At 69.1% G+C, this 14,720-nt stretch carries 6 protein-coding genes, 1 tRNA gene and 1 rRNA gene; 7 read left to right on the top strand and 1 reads right to left on the bottom strand.

The features are described 5' to 3' along the window. The 3 genes from rrf to ACIRDU_RS28150 form a co-directional block, all read left to right on the top strand. A 5S ribosomal RNA gene (gene rrf / locus ACIRDU_RS28160) occupies positions 1-92 on the top strand; the annotation flags it as partial. Between the two features lie 114 nt (positions 93-206). After that, positions 207-869, top strand: a complete 663-nt coding sequence (locus tag ACIRDU_RS28155; protein WP_403584250.1) for a DegT/DnrJ/EryC1/StrS family aminotransferase — start codon at positions 207-209, stop codon at positions 867-869. Between the two features lie 74 nt (positions 870-943). After that, positions 944-1,019: transfer RNA gene (locus ACIRDU_RS28150), tRNA-Thr, on the top strand. Between the two features lie 44 nt (positions 1,020-1,063). Here ACIRDU_RS28150 and ACIRDU_RS28145 read toward each other — a convergent pair. Then, the gene (locus ACIRDU_RS28145) at positions 1,064-3,814 is read right to left on the bottom strand and encodes a SpoIIE family protein phosphatase (protein WP_403584230.1); all 2,751 of its coding nucleotides are present in this window, start codon (positions 3,812-3,814) and stop codon (positions 1,064-1,066) included. Positions 3,815-4,192: 378 nt separating this feature from the next. Here ACIRDU_RS28145 and ACIRDU_RS28140 point away from each other — a divergent pair, with 378 nt between their 5' ends. From ACIRDU_RS28140 to ACIRDU_RS28125, 4 genes are all read left to right on the top strand, one after another. Next, a complete protein-coding gene (locus ACIRDU_RS28140; RefSeq protein WP_403584228.1) occupies positions 4,193-9,652 on the top strand; it encodes a HAMP domain-containing protein in 5,460 nt (1,819 codons plus the stop codon). 307 nt (positions 9,653-9,959) lie between these two features. Continuing rightward, positions 9,960-10,640 (top strand): two-component system response regulator, encoded by a 681-nt coding sequence (locus tag ACIRDU_RS28135; protein ID WP_403584226.1) that lies wholly within the window; start codon positions 9,960-9,962, stop codon positions 10,638-10,640. Between the two features lie 127 nt (positions 10,641-10,767). Beyond that, entirely contained in the window at positions 10,768-13,548 is a 2,781-nt protein-coding gene (locus ACIRDU_RS28130; RefSeq protein WP_403584223.1) for a DNA translocase FtsK, read from the top strand. A gap of 263 nt (positions 13,549-13,811) precedes the next feature. Further along, entirely contained in the window at positions 13,812-14,660 is an 849-nt protein-coding gene (locus ACIRDU_RS28125; RefSeq protein WP_403584220.1) for a helix-turn-helix domain-containing protein, read from the top strand. The last annotated feature ends 60 nt before the right edge of the window (positions 14,661-14,720 follow it).

The following is a 14,720-nucleotide window of genomic DNA, read 5'->3' as shown; positions in this document are numbered from 1 at the left end:
CGCCCGGTTACATTCCGAACCCGGAAGCTAAGCCTTACAGCGCCGATGGTACTGCAGGGGGGACCCTGTGGGAGAGTAGGACGCCGCCGAACAATCATTGAAAGGGTTGGACCCGGAACTTCGGTTCCGGGTCCAACCCTTTTTTGTTGCGCGTCACTTGAAGTTCACGTTGCGCGACCAGCATCCACAGCATGGGTACTGCTGCAATGCTCAGGGCCGCCGGTGTCGGACTCGGTGACGAGGTCGTCGTGCCGGCCTTCGGGAACGTCGAAGTGGCCGAAGCCGTGACCATGGCCGGGGCGCTGCCGGTGTTCGCCGACATAGACCCCGCCACCTACTGCCTCGACGCCGCCGCTGTGGAAGCCGCGGTCACCTCACGGACCGCTGCCGTGGTGGTCGTGCACCGCTTCGGCCGGCTCGCCGACATCGCCCGGCTGCACGCCGTGGGACAGCGGCACGGGCTGCTGGTGCTGGAGCAAGGGGAGTCCGAGGCGCCGTACGACGAGATAGCCCAGCGCAGGGAGCGGGCGGCTTATCTCGACGCGAAGTTGAGGGGTGTGCGGACGCCGGACGACGGTGACGGGCACACCTATCAGCAGTACGTCGTGCGGGTTCCCGGCAACGGGCGACCGGACCGGGACGCCTTCGCGCGGGCCGTGCGGGCCAAGGGAGTTGTGTGCCGGGTGCCGGTGAAGACGCCCGTGCACAGGTTGCCCGAATTCCGGCGGTGTGTTTCCCTTCCGGAGACCGAGCGGGCTTCCGACGAGACGCTTGCGCTGCCCGTGGACGCGTCGCTGACCAAGCGGGACATGCAGCGGATCGTGTCTGCCTGTAATGCCCTCGGAGGGCTTCTTCAGCCCGCCTTCTGACGTGGTTGGGAGCACGGGCCTGTTCGGGGTATGATCTATTCCGTTGCCGCGGGGGAGGCCTCGCAAAGCAACAGGCCCCTATAGCTCAGTCGGTAGAGCGTCTCCATGGTAAGGAGAAGGTCAACGGTTCGATTCCGTTTGGGGGCTCCACCAGAAAAGGCCCCACCCTCACGGGTGGGGCCTTTCGCGTTCTCCTAGTCCTGGAGGCCCGGGACGCGCATCGCCAGGATCGCCATGTCGTCCGAAGGGGCGTCCGACGCGAAGCGTTCCACCGCGCGCATGATGCGGGCCGCGACCGCGCCGGCCGTCAGGCCCGTGCAGGTCGTGAGGACGTCGGCGAGGCCGTCGTCGCCCAGCATGCGGGCGCCTTCGCGGCGTTCGGTGACGCCGTCCGTGACGCACAGCAGGACATCGCCCGGGTCGAGGGTGACGGTCTGCTCGTAGAGCTCCAGGTCCTCGATGACGCCGAGCAGCGGCTGAGGCTCCGCGGCCGGTTCGACCGTGCCGTCCTGGCGCAGGCGAAGCGGCAGCGGGTGACCGGCACAGACCACCTTCAGTTCCGCGCTGCCGTCCTCCTGAGGGCGCATCTCGCCGTAGAGGAGGGTGAGGAAGCGGCTGCGGGCGCCTTCGTCGAGGATCGCGGAGTTGAGGCGCTCCAGGACCATGGGGCCGCTGAGGCCCTCGCGGGCCAGGAGGCGCAGGGCGTGGCGGGCCAGGCCTGTGACCGCTGCCGCGTTCGGGCCCGTGCCGCAGACATCGCCGATGGCGAAGCCGTAGGCGCCGTCGCGGATGGGGAAGAGGTCGTAGAAGTCGCCGCCGACCTCGTTCCCCTCGCCTGCCGCGCGGTAGATGACCTCGACCTCGACGCCGTCGATCAGCGGCAGCTCCGGCGGCAGCAGGCTGCGCTGGAGGGACTGGCTGATCGCCGTGCGCTCCGAGTAGAGGCGGGCGTTGTCCAGGGCCAGGGCGGCCCGGCGGGAGAGGTCCTCGGCGAGTTCCAGGATCTCCTGGCGGAAGTGTTCGTCCGTCGGCTTGCCGAGGGTGAGCATGCCGATCACGCGGTTGCGGGCCACCAGCGGGAGGACGACCGTCTCGCCGCCGACCGCGGAGGCAGTGGCGAGGGTCGGGCCGATGCCGCGGGTGACCTGGCGGGTCGGGCCGCCGCTGAGGCCGAGGCTGCGCATGGAACTGCGCAGGGCCGCCTGGTGGGCCATCTCGGCGGGGGCCGTCCATACGCGGGCGCCGGGGGTGGGGACCGGGTCGGGCGGGGGGACCTTCGACAGCAGGTACTTGATGCCGTCGATGAGTTCCTCGTCCTCGTGCAGGACGTAGGAGAGGTAGGGCTCGGAGGCCTGGTCGGCGATCGTGTAGACGGCGCACCACGTGGCGAGGGTCGGGACCGTCATCTGGGCCATCAGGGCCAGGGTCTGGTCACGGTCCAGGGTGCCGGCCAGCAGGTCGGAGGCCTCGACGAGGAAGCTGAGGGAGCCGCGGCGCAGGCGTTCCAGTTCGCCCAGGCGGGCCGATTCGACGGCGAGGGCGATGCGGTCGGCGGCGAACTGGAGGCGCAGGGCCTCCTCGTTGGTGTATCTGGCGGGAGCTTCGGCGGCGACGCCGAGTGAGCCGGTGAGGCGGCCCTCGACCTTCAGCGGGACCGTGACGACCGAGCGCATGCCCGTGCCGTTCAGCAGCGGCACCGCGCCCGGGACGGCCGTCAGGTCGTCGTGGACGGCGGGCATGCGGGCCGAGCCGTAGCGGCCGGGGCCGGCTTCCACGGGGACACGGGCGAAGCGCTGGCGGGCCGAGGGGAGGCCGGTGGAGGCGCGGACCTCCAGTTCCGTCTCGTCGTCGGTGGCGAGCAGGAGGAACGCCGAGTCGCCGTCGAGCATGTCGCGGGCGCGTTCGACCGTGCGCTGGAGGAGGCCGTCGAGGTCGTCCGGGGCGGGGGAGCCGATGAAGACCTCGAAGGGGTCGGTGTTCTGGCCCTCGGAGCCGGTCGAGGAGTCGGAGGCGGGGCCGCGCAGGGGCGTCTGCAGAACTGCCCGTTCGTGGTCCCGTACGAGGAGGCACACGGTTGACGGTTCGCCGCCGGTGTCGCGGACGCGCAGGTGGGAGGCGTACACGGGGATGACGCGGCCAGTGGCCGCGCGGATGCCGTAGCTGCCTTCCCAGCGGGACAGGCGGAGGGCCTCCGCGATGCCGGTGCTGGTGCCCGGGGTGTGCGGCCAGGCCGCGAGGTCGGTCAGGGGTTTGCCGGTGACCTGCTCGGCCGGGTAGCCGAAGAGTTCCTCGGCGTCCTCGTTCCAGGCGGTGATGTGGCCGGTGCGGTCGATCTGGATGACGGCCACGCGGACCCGGCCGTCGGCGAGGGGGAGGAGGTGGAGGGGGAGGGCCGGGCCGGCTGCGCGGGTGCCCACCGCGCGTGCGGGCAGGTCCAGTTGGAACCAGACGGTCTTGTGGGTGGGGGTGTATTCGACACCCCAGCGGCCGGCGAGGGCCGCGCACAGCTGAAGACCGCGGCCGCCCTCACGGTCGGGGCTGCCCATGTTGATGGCCGTGCCCTGGAGGGGGATCTCGCGTTCGGGGTAGTGGTCGGCCACCTCGATGCGTGCGCCTTCGTCGCTGCGCAGGCACAGCACGTCGGCCGAGGTGCCGGCGTGGACCACGGCGTTGGTCACCAGTTCGCTGGTGAGAACGACGGCGTCGTCGACGATGTCGGCGAAGCCCCAGCCCTGGAGGGTGTCGCGGACGAAGGAGCGGGCGCTCGCGACCGATCGCCCGACGGGCTCGAAACTGGCGGCCGCGCGCGCGGTGATCACAGAACTCCTCGACCGGTTCTCGACGTGCTGGGCTGCGTGGCCGACCGGCTCGAGCCGCTGTTGCGGCAGGGCGCCCGTCGGCCGGGGGTCCGGGGGCTGTCCCCCCGGGATCAGTCCGGTGGTCATGTGTGCGGCCGCCCCTCCGATGCCCGCTCGTCTTCGTGCCACCGCCCAGGCCGGACGGACCGGCGCGGCTGGACAGCCGGATGCAAGGTTACTTACCTTCGCGGTCCATGCGGATGCCGGTCTGCAGTGTTTCCGTCCGGAGGGTGTGCGGACGATGTGCGAAGCTGCCGAACTGTTATGGCCTGGTTCGGCCGGGGTGAAACACTGGGCAAGCTTCTTGTGAAGGTCAGGGCAGGCTGTGTGCCCGCTGCCGCCCGTGGGCAGCAGCCCCCTGGAAACGGCCTGGCATGCAGGGCAGAGAATACGCAGTAGTAACTGGTACGCCGAGCGTGGTACCCGAGCACAGCAGTGACGGTCGATCCCTGCGGGAGGGACACAGTGGAGTCTGGCGCAGCGACGCGTGGCAAGAAGGCGCGCGCGAAAGGCGGACAGTCCCCGGTCAACCAGGGCAGGGTGCGCAGTGGCACGACCGAGGTGGACACGGCGGCCCTGAACCGGCTGATGGCGGCGCTGGTGTCGATGCGGGACGGGAACTTCCGCAAGCGGCTCACGGTGTCCGGGGACGGCGTGATGGCCGAGATCGCGGCGGTCTTCAACGAGGTGGCCGACCGCAATCTGCATCTGACGGGTGAGCTGTCGCGGGTGCGGCGGATGGTGGGCCGAGAGGGCAAGCTCACCGAGCGGCTGGAGACGGGTGCGTGCGAGGGCTCCTGGGCGACGGCGATCGACAACTCGAACGCCCTGGTGGACGACCTGGTGCGGCCGGTCTCCGAGGTCGGCCGGGTGCTGTCCGCGGTGGCGGAGGGTGACCTGTCGCCGCGGATGGAGCTGCGGACGCAGGTGCCGGACGGGAACAGTCAGCCGCTGCGGGGCGAGTTCCTGAAGGTCGGGCGGACCGTCAACAACCTGGTCGACCAGCTGTCGACGTTCACCGACGAGGTCACGCGTGTGGCCAGTGAGGTGGGCACCGAGGGCAAGCTGGGCGGGCAGGCCCGGGTGCGGGGCATGTCGGGTTCGTGGCGGGATCTGACGGACTCCGTCAACACGATGGCGTACCGGCTGACGGCCCAGGTGAGGGACATCGCGCTGGTGACGACGGCGGTCGCCAAGGGTGATCTGTCCCGCAAGGTCACGGTCCAGGTGGCCGGCGAGATGCTGGAGCTGAAGAACACCGTCAACACGATGGTGGACCAGCTGTCGGCGTTCTCCTCCGAGGTGACCCGGGTGGCCCGTGAGGTGGGCACCGAGGGCGCGCTGGGCGGTCAGGCGCAGGTGCCGGGCGTCGCCGGTGTGTGGAAGGAACTCACCGATTCGGTGAACACCATGGCCGGGAACCTCACGGCCCAGGTGCGTGGGATCGCGGAGGTGACGACCGCGGTCGCCAACGGTGACCTGTCGCGCAAGGTGACCGTGCCGGCGCGCGGTGAGGTCGCGCAGCTCGCCGACACGATCAACCAGATGACCGAGACGCTGCGCATCTTCGCGGACGAGGTCACGCGCGTGGCCAACGAGGTCGGGGCCGAGGGGCAGCTCGGCGGTCAGGCGAACGTGCCGGGTGCCGCGGGGACGTGGAAGGACCTCACCGATTCGGTGAACACGGTCTTCCGGAACCTGACCACTCAGGTGAGGGACATCGCCGCGGTGACGACGGCGGTGGCCAATGGTGATCTCTCGCAGAAGGTCACGGTCGACGTGGCCGGCGAGATGCTGGAGCTGAAGAACACCGTCAACACGATGGTCGATCAGCTGTCCGCCTTCGGTGCCGAAGTGACGCGTGTGGCGCGCGAGATCGGTGTCGAGGGTGAGCTGGGCGGCCAGGCGCAGGTGCCGGGTGCGGCGGGGACGTGGAAGGACCTGACGGACTCCGTCAACACGGCGTTCCGGAACCTCACCGGTCAGGTGAGGAACATCGCCCAGGTGACGACGGCGGTGGCCAACGGCGACCTGTCGCAGAAGGTCACCGTCGACGTCTCCGGCGAGATGCTCAAGCTGAAGAACACCGTGAACACGATGGTGGACCAGCTGTCGAGCTTCGCCGACCAGGTGACGCGGATGGCCCGGGACGTGGGCACGGAGGGCCGTCTCGGTGGACAGGCACGGGTCGACGGCGTGTCGGGCACGTGGAAGGAGCTCACCGACTCCGTCAACTCGATGGCCGGGAACCTCACTTCTCAGGTACGCAACATCGCACAGGTGACGACGGCCGTGGCCCGGGGTGACCTGTCGCAGAAGATCGACGTGGACGCGCGCGGGGAGATCCTCGAACTGAAGAACACCATCAACACGATGGTGGACCAGCTCTCGGCCTTCGCCGATCAGGTGACCCGGGTCGCGCGCGAGGTGGGTACGGACGGCCGGCTGGGTGGTCAGGCGCAGGTGCCGGGCGTGGCCGGTGTGTGGCGTGACCTGACGGACTCCGTGAACGGTATGGCGTCCAACCTGACCGGCCAGGTGCGCAACATCGCCCAGGTGGCCACGGCGGTGGCCCGGGGTGACCTGTCCCAGAAGATCACCGTGGACGCGCGCGGGGAGATCCTGGAGCTCAAGAACACCCTGAACACGATGGTGGACCAGCTGTCGTCGTTCGCCGAAGAGGTCACGCGGGTGGCCCGTGAGGTGGGTACGGAGGGCATCCTGGGCGGTCAGGCCGAGGTGCAGGGCGTCTCCGGCACCTGGAAGGACCTCACCCAGTCCGTCAACGGCATGGCGAACAACCTGACCATCCAGGTGCGCAACATCGCCGAGGTCACGACCGCGGTCGCCCGGGGCGATCTGTCGAAGAAGATCACCGTCGACGCCAAGGGCGAGATCCTCGAGCTGGTCACGACCGTCAACACGATGGTGGACCAGCTCTCCTCCTTCGCCGAGCAGGTGACCCGGGTGGCCCGTGAGGTGGGCACCGAGGGCATCCTGGGCGGCCAGGCGCACGTGCCGGGTGTCACGGGAATCTGGAAGGACCTGAGCGACAACGTCAACCTGATGGCGAAGAACCTCACCACTCAGGTGCGGAACATCTCCCAGGTCTCGGCCGCGGTCGCCAACGGTGACCTGACGCGGCAGGTCACCATCGAGGCGCGTGGTGAGGTCGCGCAGCTCGCCGACACCATCAACACGATGGTGAAGACGCTGAGTTCGTTCGCCGAGCAGGTCACCAAGGTGGCCCGTGAGGTGGGCACGGACGGCATCCTGGGCGGTCAGGCGCACGTACCCGGTGTGGCCGGTACGTGGAAGGACCTCACCGAGTCCGTGAACCAGATGGCGTCCAACCTGACCGGCCAGGTGCGCAACATCGCCATGGTGACCACGGCCATCGCCAAGGGTGACCTGACGAAGAAGATCGACATCGATGCGCGCGGCGAGATCCTGGAACTGAAGACGACCATCAACACGATGGTCGATCAGCTGTCGTCCTTCGCCGAGGAGGTCACCCGGGTCGCCCGCGAGGTGGGTACGGAGGGGCAGCTCGGCGGGCAGGCACGCGTGCGGGACGTGGACGGCACCTGGCGGGACCTGACCGAGTCGGTGAACGAGATGGCCGGGAACCTGACCCGGCAGGTGCGTGCCATCGCGCGCGTGGCGACCGCGGTGACCCGCGGCGATCTGAACCTGAAGATCGACGTGGACGCGTCCGGGGAGATCCAGGAGCTCCAGGACTACATCAACAAGATGATCGCCAACCTGCGCGACACCACGATCGCCAACAAGGAGCAGGACTGGCTCAAGGGCAACCTGGCCCGGATCTCGGCGTTGATGCAGGGCCGACGCGACCTGGAGGACGTGGCCTCGCTGATCATGAGCGAGCTGACGCCGGTCGTCTCCGCGCAGCACGGCGCGTTCTTCCTGGCGATGCCGCTCGTCGACGGCGAGGACATGAACGCCGCGGACGACGACCAGTACGAGCTGCGCATGCTGGGCAGTTACGGCTACTCGATGGGCTCGATGCCGACGTCGTTCGAGCCCGGTGAGGCGCTGATCGGGACGGCCGCCACGGAGAAGCGCACGATCCTCGTGGAGAACGCGCCCAGCGGGTACCTGAAGATCTCCTCGGGGCTCGGTGAGGCGCCGCCCGCGCAGGTGATCGTGCTGCCGGTGCTGTTCGAGGGGAAGGTGCTCGGCGTCATCGAGCTGGCGTCCTTCACGCCGTTCACGCAGATCCAGAAGGACTTCCTGAACCAGATCGCCGAGATGATCGCGACGAGCGTCAACACCATCTCCGTCAACACCAAGACGGAGCTGCTGCTGGCGCAGTCGCAGGAGCTGACCGAGCAACTGCGGGAGCGCTCGGCGGAGTTGGAGCAGCGGCAGAGGGCCCTCCAGGCGTCCAACGCCGAACTGGAGGAGAAGGCCGAGCTGCTGGCCCAGCAGAACCGCGACATCGAGGTGAAGAACACCGAGATCGAGGAGGCGCGGCAGGTCCTGGAGGAGCGCGCCGAGCAGCTCGCGGTGTCGATGCGCTACAAGAGCGAGTTCCTGGCGAACATGTCGCACGAGCTGCGTACGCCGCTCAACTCGCTGCTGATCCTGGCCAAGCTGCTCGCCGACAACGCCGAGGGGAACCTCTCCCCGAAGCAGGTCGAGTTCGCCGAGACGATCCACGGGGCCGGTTCGGACCTGCTCCAGCTCATCAACGACATCCTCGACCTGTCGAAGGTCGAGGCGGGCAAGATGGACGTCTCCCCGACGCGGATCGCGCTCGTGCAGCTCGTGGACTACGTGGAGGCCACCTTCCGGCCGCTGACCGCGGAGAAGGGCCTCGACCTGTCGGTTCGGGTCTCGCCGGAGCTGCCCGCGACGCTGCACACCGACGAGCAGCGGCTGCTGCAGGTGCTGCGCAACCTGCTGTCGAACGCGGTGAAGTTCACCGATTCCGGGTCGGTGGAGCTGGTCATCAGGCCGGCGCGGGACGATGTGCCGCAGAAGATCCGGGAGCAGCTGCTGGAGACCGGGTCGCTGACCGATCCGGACGCCGAGCTGATCGCGTTCTCCGTGACCGACACCGGGATCGGCATCGCGTCCAGCAAGATGCGGGTGATCTTCGAGGCGTTCAAGCAGGCCGACGGCACCACCAGCCGCAAGTACGGCGGTACGGGCCTCGGGCTGTCCATCTCGCGGGAGATCGCGCAGCTGCTCGGCGGTGAGATCTACGCACAGAGCGAGCCGGGCCGCGGCTCGACGTTCACGCTGTACCTCCCGCTGCACCCCAGCGAACTGCCGCCGCAGGGCTACCAGCAGCAGCTGCCCGCCATCGAGGCCGGTGACCTGGTGACGTCCTCCGAGCTGTCGGACATCGAGGTCGAGGCGCCGGCCGAGGTGAAGTCGTACCGGGAGACGCAGAGCGGGCCGGCCGCCCTGTTCCGGCGGCGCCGGAGGATGCCCGAGCTGCCGCCGCGCCCCGCGCAGCTGGAGCAGTGGACGCCGTCCGAGCAGGAATCGGCGCCGAAGCCGAACCGCGGCATCCGCTTCGGCGGCCAGAAGGTCCTGATCGTCGACGACGACATCCGCAACGTCTTCGCCCTGACCAGCGTCCTGGAGCAGCACGGCCTGTCCGTGCTGTACGCCGAGAACGGCCGTGAGGGCATCGAGGTCCTGGAGCAGCACGACGACGTGGCGGTCGTCCTGATGGACATCATGATGCCGGAGATGGACGGGTACGCGACGACCAACGCGATCCGCAGGATGCCGCAGTTCGCCGGCCTGCCGATCATCGCGCTGACCGCGAAGGCGATGAAGGGCGACCGGGAGAAGGCGATCGAGTCGGGCGCTTCCGACTACGTGACGAAGCCGGTCGACCCCGATCACCTGCTGGCGGTGATGGATCAGTGGATGCGAGGGGAATGAGGGGAACGTCGGGCAGTTGCGCGACCATGACGGGAAGGTTCGGTGTTCACGCGGAGTTGCCTACTCGGTGTGTGCATAGTCGTGTAGAAGTACAAGATCTGGGGAACCTTCTGGTCTCCTGCTGCGTTTCTGCTACGTGCACAGTGACATCACGGTGACAGGGTGTGGCGACGGGCGGGGTGCGGCTACGATGACCGGCACAAGGACGGGCGGCGCAAGGGAGTCGTCCCCTGGGGCGGCACCCACCGGTGCTTCCCCAGGTCCTGCGGACAGGGGAGGCCCCACGCCGGGGCGAGGAGGGCGGGCCATGGTGCAGAAGGCCAAGATCCTCCTGGTCGATGACCGGCCGGAGAATCTGCTGGCGCTGGAGGCGATCCTCTCTGCGCTCGATCAGACGCTGGTGCGGGCATCGTCCGGGGAGGAAGCGCTCAAAGCGCTGCTCACGGACGACTTCGCGGTCATCCTGCTGGACGTCCAGATGCCGGGCATGGACGGCTTCGAGACGGCCGCGCACATCAAGCGCCGTGAGCGGACCCGGGACATCCCGATCATCTTCCTCACGGCGATCAACCACGGCCCGCACCACACCTTCCGGGGTTACGCGGCGGGTGCGGTGGACTACATCTCCAAGCCGTTCGACCCGTGGGTGCTGCGCGCGAAGGTCTCCGTCTTCGTCGAGCTGTACATGAAGAACTGCCAGCTGCGGGAGCAGGCATCGCTGCTGCGGCTCCAGTTGGAGGGCAACGGCAAGGACACGGGCGGCGAGGCCAAGGAGTCGGCCGGGCTGCTCGCGGAACTCTCCGCACGGCTCGCGGCCGTAGAGGAGCAGGCCGAAGCGCTGACCAAGCAGCTCAACGACGAGTCGACGGACGCCGCCGCGGTGGCCACGGCGGCTCATCTGGAGCGCAAGCTCACCGGGTTGCGGCGGGCGCTGGACGCGCTGGAGCCGGGCACCGGGAGCGCCTCCTCGGTGTCCTCACAGAACTGACGCGCGCGCAGGCGGGATTGTCTGCCCGTGACCGCGCGTCAATTTCGCGCCTCTCCCGGAGCGACACGAACGGGTGAAGCCGTAGACACGCGTGTCCCCTGTCGTCTCCACCGGTAACCTCACACCCATGGCCTCACGTCCCTCCGCAGCCAAGAAGCCGCCGCTCGCGAAGAAGGCGGCCGCGAAGGCTCCGGCGAAGAAGGCCGCTGCCAAGAAGGCTCCCGTGAAGAAGGCGCCCGCCAGGAAGGCCGCGGCCAAGAAGGTCGCGCCCAGACCGGCACCCAGCCCGACCGGTGGCATCTACCGGCTCGTGCGCGCCGTCTGGCTCGGCGTGGCGCACGCCGTCGGCGCCGTGTTCCGCGGCATAGGGCAGGGCGCCAAGAACCTGGACCCGGCTCACCGCAAGGACGGTGTCGCCCTGCTGCTGCTCGCCATCGCGCTGATCGTCGCCGCGGGCACCTGGGCCGATCTCAAGGGTCCCGTGGGCGACCTCGTGGAGATCCTCGTCACCGGTGCCTTCGGCCGCCTCGACCTGCTCGTGCCGATACTGCTCGCCGTCATCGCCGTGCGGTTCATCCGTCACCCGGAGAAGCCCGAAGCCAACGGACGCATCGTCATCGGCCTGTCCGCGCTCGTCATCGGCGTGCTCGGCCAGGTCCACATCGCGTGCGGCTCACCCGCGCGCGGCGAAGGCATGCAGGCCATAAGGGACGCCGGCGGCCTCATCGGCTGGGCCATGGCGACCCCGCTGTCGTACGCCATGGGCGACGTGCTCGCCGTACCCCTGCTGGTGCTGCTGACGGTCTTCGGGCTGCTGGTCGTCACGGCCACCCCGGTCAACGCCATTCCGCAGCGGCTGCGGCTGCTCGGGGTGCGGCTGGGGATCGTCCGCGACCCGGCCGAGGACGACTACGGCTTCGCCGAGGACGACGAGCGGTACGAGGAGCAGTGGCGCGAGGCGCTGCCCGCGCGCCCGCGCGGCAGGCGTGCGCCGGCGCCCGCGGCGTACGACCCGGACAGTGCCGAGCAGGAGGCGCTCACGCGGCGTCGTGGCCGCCCCAGGCGCTCCGCGGTGCCGCAGCCCGACATGGACCGGCGCAGGGACGCCGTGGACGTCGCCGCGGCGGCCGCCGCCGCGCTCGACGGTGCCGTGCTGCACGGCATGCCGCCCTCACCGGTCGTCGCCGACCTCACCCAGGGCGTGCGGGTGGGGGACCAGGAGGCGACCACGCCGACGCCCGTCCCGGCCGCCCGCCCCCAGCAGGAGCGCAAGCAGAACAAGTCCGAGCAGGACCACCACGAGCAGGACCGGAACGAGCAGGACCAGCCGGAGCCGCAGAAGCCGAGGCCGGGCGTCCGCGACCTGACCAAGGCCCCGCCCTCCGAACCCCGCGACCTGCCTCCGCGCGCGGAGCAGCTCCAGCTGTCCGGCGACATCACGTACTCCCTGCCCTCGCTCGACCTGCTGGAGCGCGGCGGCCCGGGCAAGTCCCGCAGCGCGGCCAACGACCTCATCGTCGAGTCGCTGACGACCGTCTTCACCGAGTTCAAGGTGGACGCCAGTGTCACCGGCTTCACCCGCGGGCCGACGGTCACGCGCTACGAGGTCGAGCTCGGTCCCGCCGTGAAGGTCGAGCGGATCACCGCGCTGACCAAGAACATCGCCTACGCCGTCGCCTCCCCGGACGTGCGGATCATCAGCCCGATCCCCGGCAAGTCCGCCGTCGGCATCGAGATCCCGAACACCGACCGGGAGATGGTCAACCTCGGCGACGTCCTGCGCCTGGCGGAGTCCGCCGAGGACGACGACCCGATGCTCGTCGCCTTCGGAAAGGACGTCGAGGGCGGCTACGTCATGCACTCGCTGGCGAAGATGCCGCACATGCTCGTCGCCGGCGCCACCGGCTCCGGCAAGTCGTCCTGCATCAACTGCCTCATCACATCGGTCATGATGCGGGCGACCCCCGAGGACGTCCGGATGATCCTGGTCGACCCCAAGCGGGTCGAGCTGACCGCGTACGAGGGCATCCCGCACCTGATCACACCGATCATCACCAACCCCAAGCGGGCCGCCGAGGCGCTCCAGTGGGTCGTACGCGAGATGGACCTGCGCTACGACGACCTGGCCGCCTACGGCTACCGGCACATCGACGACTTCAACAAGGCAGTGCGCGAGGGCAAGGTCAAACCGCCCGAGGGCAGCGAGCGCGAGCTCCACCCGTACCCGTACCTGCTGGTCATCGTCGACGAGCTCGCCGACCTGATGATGGTCGCGCCGCGGGACGTCGAGGACGCGATCGTGCGCATCACGCAGCTCGCCCGTGCGGCCGGCATCCACCTGGTGCTCGCCACACAGCGGCCCTCGGTGGACGTCGTCACCGGTCTGATCAAGGCGAACGTGCCGTCGCGGCTGGCCTTCGCCACCTCCTCGCTGGCCGACTCGCGGGTCATCCTCGACCAGCCGGGCGCCGAGAAGCTGATCGGCAAGGGCGACGGGCTCTTCCTGCCGATGGGGGCCAACAAGCCCACCCGTATGCAGGGCGCCTTCGTCACCGAGGAGGAGATCGCGGGCGTCGTCCGGCACTGCAAGGAGCAGATGACGCCCGTCTTCCGGGACGACGTCGTCGTGGGCACCAAGCAGAAGAAGGAGATCGACGAGGACATCGGCGACGACCTCGACCTGCTGTGCCAGGCGGCGGAACTGGTCGTCTCCACGCAGTTCGGGTCGACGTCCATGCTCCAGCGCAAGCTGCGTGTCGGCTTCGCCAAGGCGGGCCGGCTGATGGACCTGATGGAGTCCCGGAACATCGTCGGGCCGAGCGAGGGTTCGAAGGCTCGTGACGTTCTTGTGAAGCCTGACGAGCTGGATGGCGTGCTCGCCGTGATCCGGGGGGAGTCTGAAGGGTAGGCAAGCGGGACACAGTGGTCGCCTCGCGGGGCGTTACGGCAATCGGGTGTCCTGATCGTGACTCATCCGTAAGGGATCATCGAGCAACCGTTTCCCTTCGGCGTACGTCAAGTTGAGGAAAGCGACAAGCAGCGAGCCCACCATCGGAATGTCGGGCCATTCCGATGGCGTACAAAGTGCCACCGCCCGGTTGCCCCACCCTTTTGTACCCCCCCTAGACTGAACTTCCAGCACAGGCGGCTACACGCTCGAAAGGCGCCCCCGTGTCCATCGGCAACTCCCCTGAAGACGAGCGTCCGTTCGAAGACGAGCGCGTCGAAGCAGACCGCGAGGAAGCCCGCCCCTCCATCGGCCGTGTCCTGCAGCAGGCTCGTATCGCCGCCGGACTGACCGTCGACGACGTCAGTAGCGCCACCCGGGTCCGCATGAACATCGTGCACGCGATCGAGGCGGACGACTTCACCCCCTGCGGTGGGGACGTCTACGCCCGTGGGCACATCAGGACCCTGGCCAAGGCCGTCCACCTCGATCCCGCGCCGCTGCTCGCCCAGTACGGCGACGAGCACGGCGGGCGTCCGGCACCGACCCCGGCAGCTCCCCTCTTCGAGGCGGAACGCATCCGTCCCGAGCGGCGGGGCCCCAACTGGACCGCGGCCATGGTGGCCGCGATCGTCGCCGTGATCGGTTTCGTCGGGTTCACGATGTTCCAGGGCGGCGACGACGGCGGCAACGAGGCGAACGTGGCCGAGGGCTCCACGCCCGGCGACTCCGCCTCCCCGACCACCAAGACCAAGAAGCCCGCCGACCCCGCGCCCGAGCCGTCCGACAGCGCCATCGCGGCCGCGCCGCAGGACAAGGTGACGGTCCAGGTGTCCGCCGCCGACGGCCGCAGCTGGATCGCCGCCAAGGACCACAACGGCCGGATGATCTTCGACGGTGTCCTCAAGCAGGGCGACTCCAAGACCTTCCAGGACAGTTCGAAGGTCCACCTCGTCCTCGGAGACGCCGGAGCGATCGACCTCTTCGTCAACGGCAAGAAGATCGAAGAGAACTTCCAGCCGGGGTCCGTCGAACGCCTGACCTACACAAAGGGCGACCCCGAGGCCGGGTGACCGGTCCGAAACGTCCAGTTGATACGGGGTTGGCCGGGAAACGGCCAACCCCGTCGACGT

Origin of the sequence: Streptomyces sp. NPDC093598 (assembly GCF_044764825.1) — a bacterium.
GTDB lineage: Bacteria > Actinomycetota > Actinomycetes > Streptomycetales > Streptomycetaceae > Streptomyces.
The sequence above is the reverse complement of the archived record's forward strand: the minus strand, read 5'-3'. Positions and strand labels throughout refer to the sequence as shown.

What these genes read in the sequence shown, in the direction of transcription:
- ACIRDU_RS28155 (WP_403584250.1), top strand. Translation starts at nt 207, where the DNA reads ATGCTCAGGGCCGCCGGTGTCGGACTCGGTGACGAGGTCGTCGTGCCG.
- ACIRDU_RS28145 (WP_403584230.1), bottom strand. Translation starts at nt 3,814, where the DNA reads ATGACCACCGGACTGATCCCGGGGGGACAGCCCCCGGACCCCCGGCCG.
- ACIRDU_RS28135 (WP_403584226.1), top strand. Translation starts at nt 9,960, where the DNA reads ATGGTGCAGAAGGCCAAGATCCTCCTGGTCGATGACCGGCCGGAGAAT.
- ACIRDU_RS28130 (WP_403584223.1), top strand. Translation starts at nt 10,768, where the DNA reads ATGGCCTCACGTCCCTCCGCAGCCAAGAAGCCGCCGCTCGCGAAGAAG.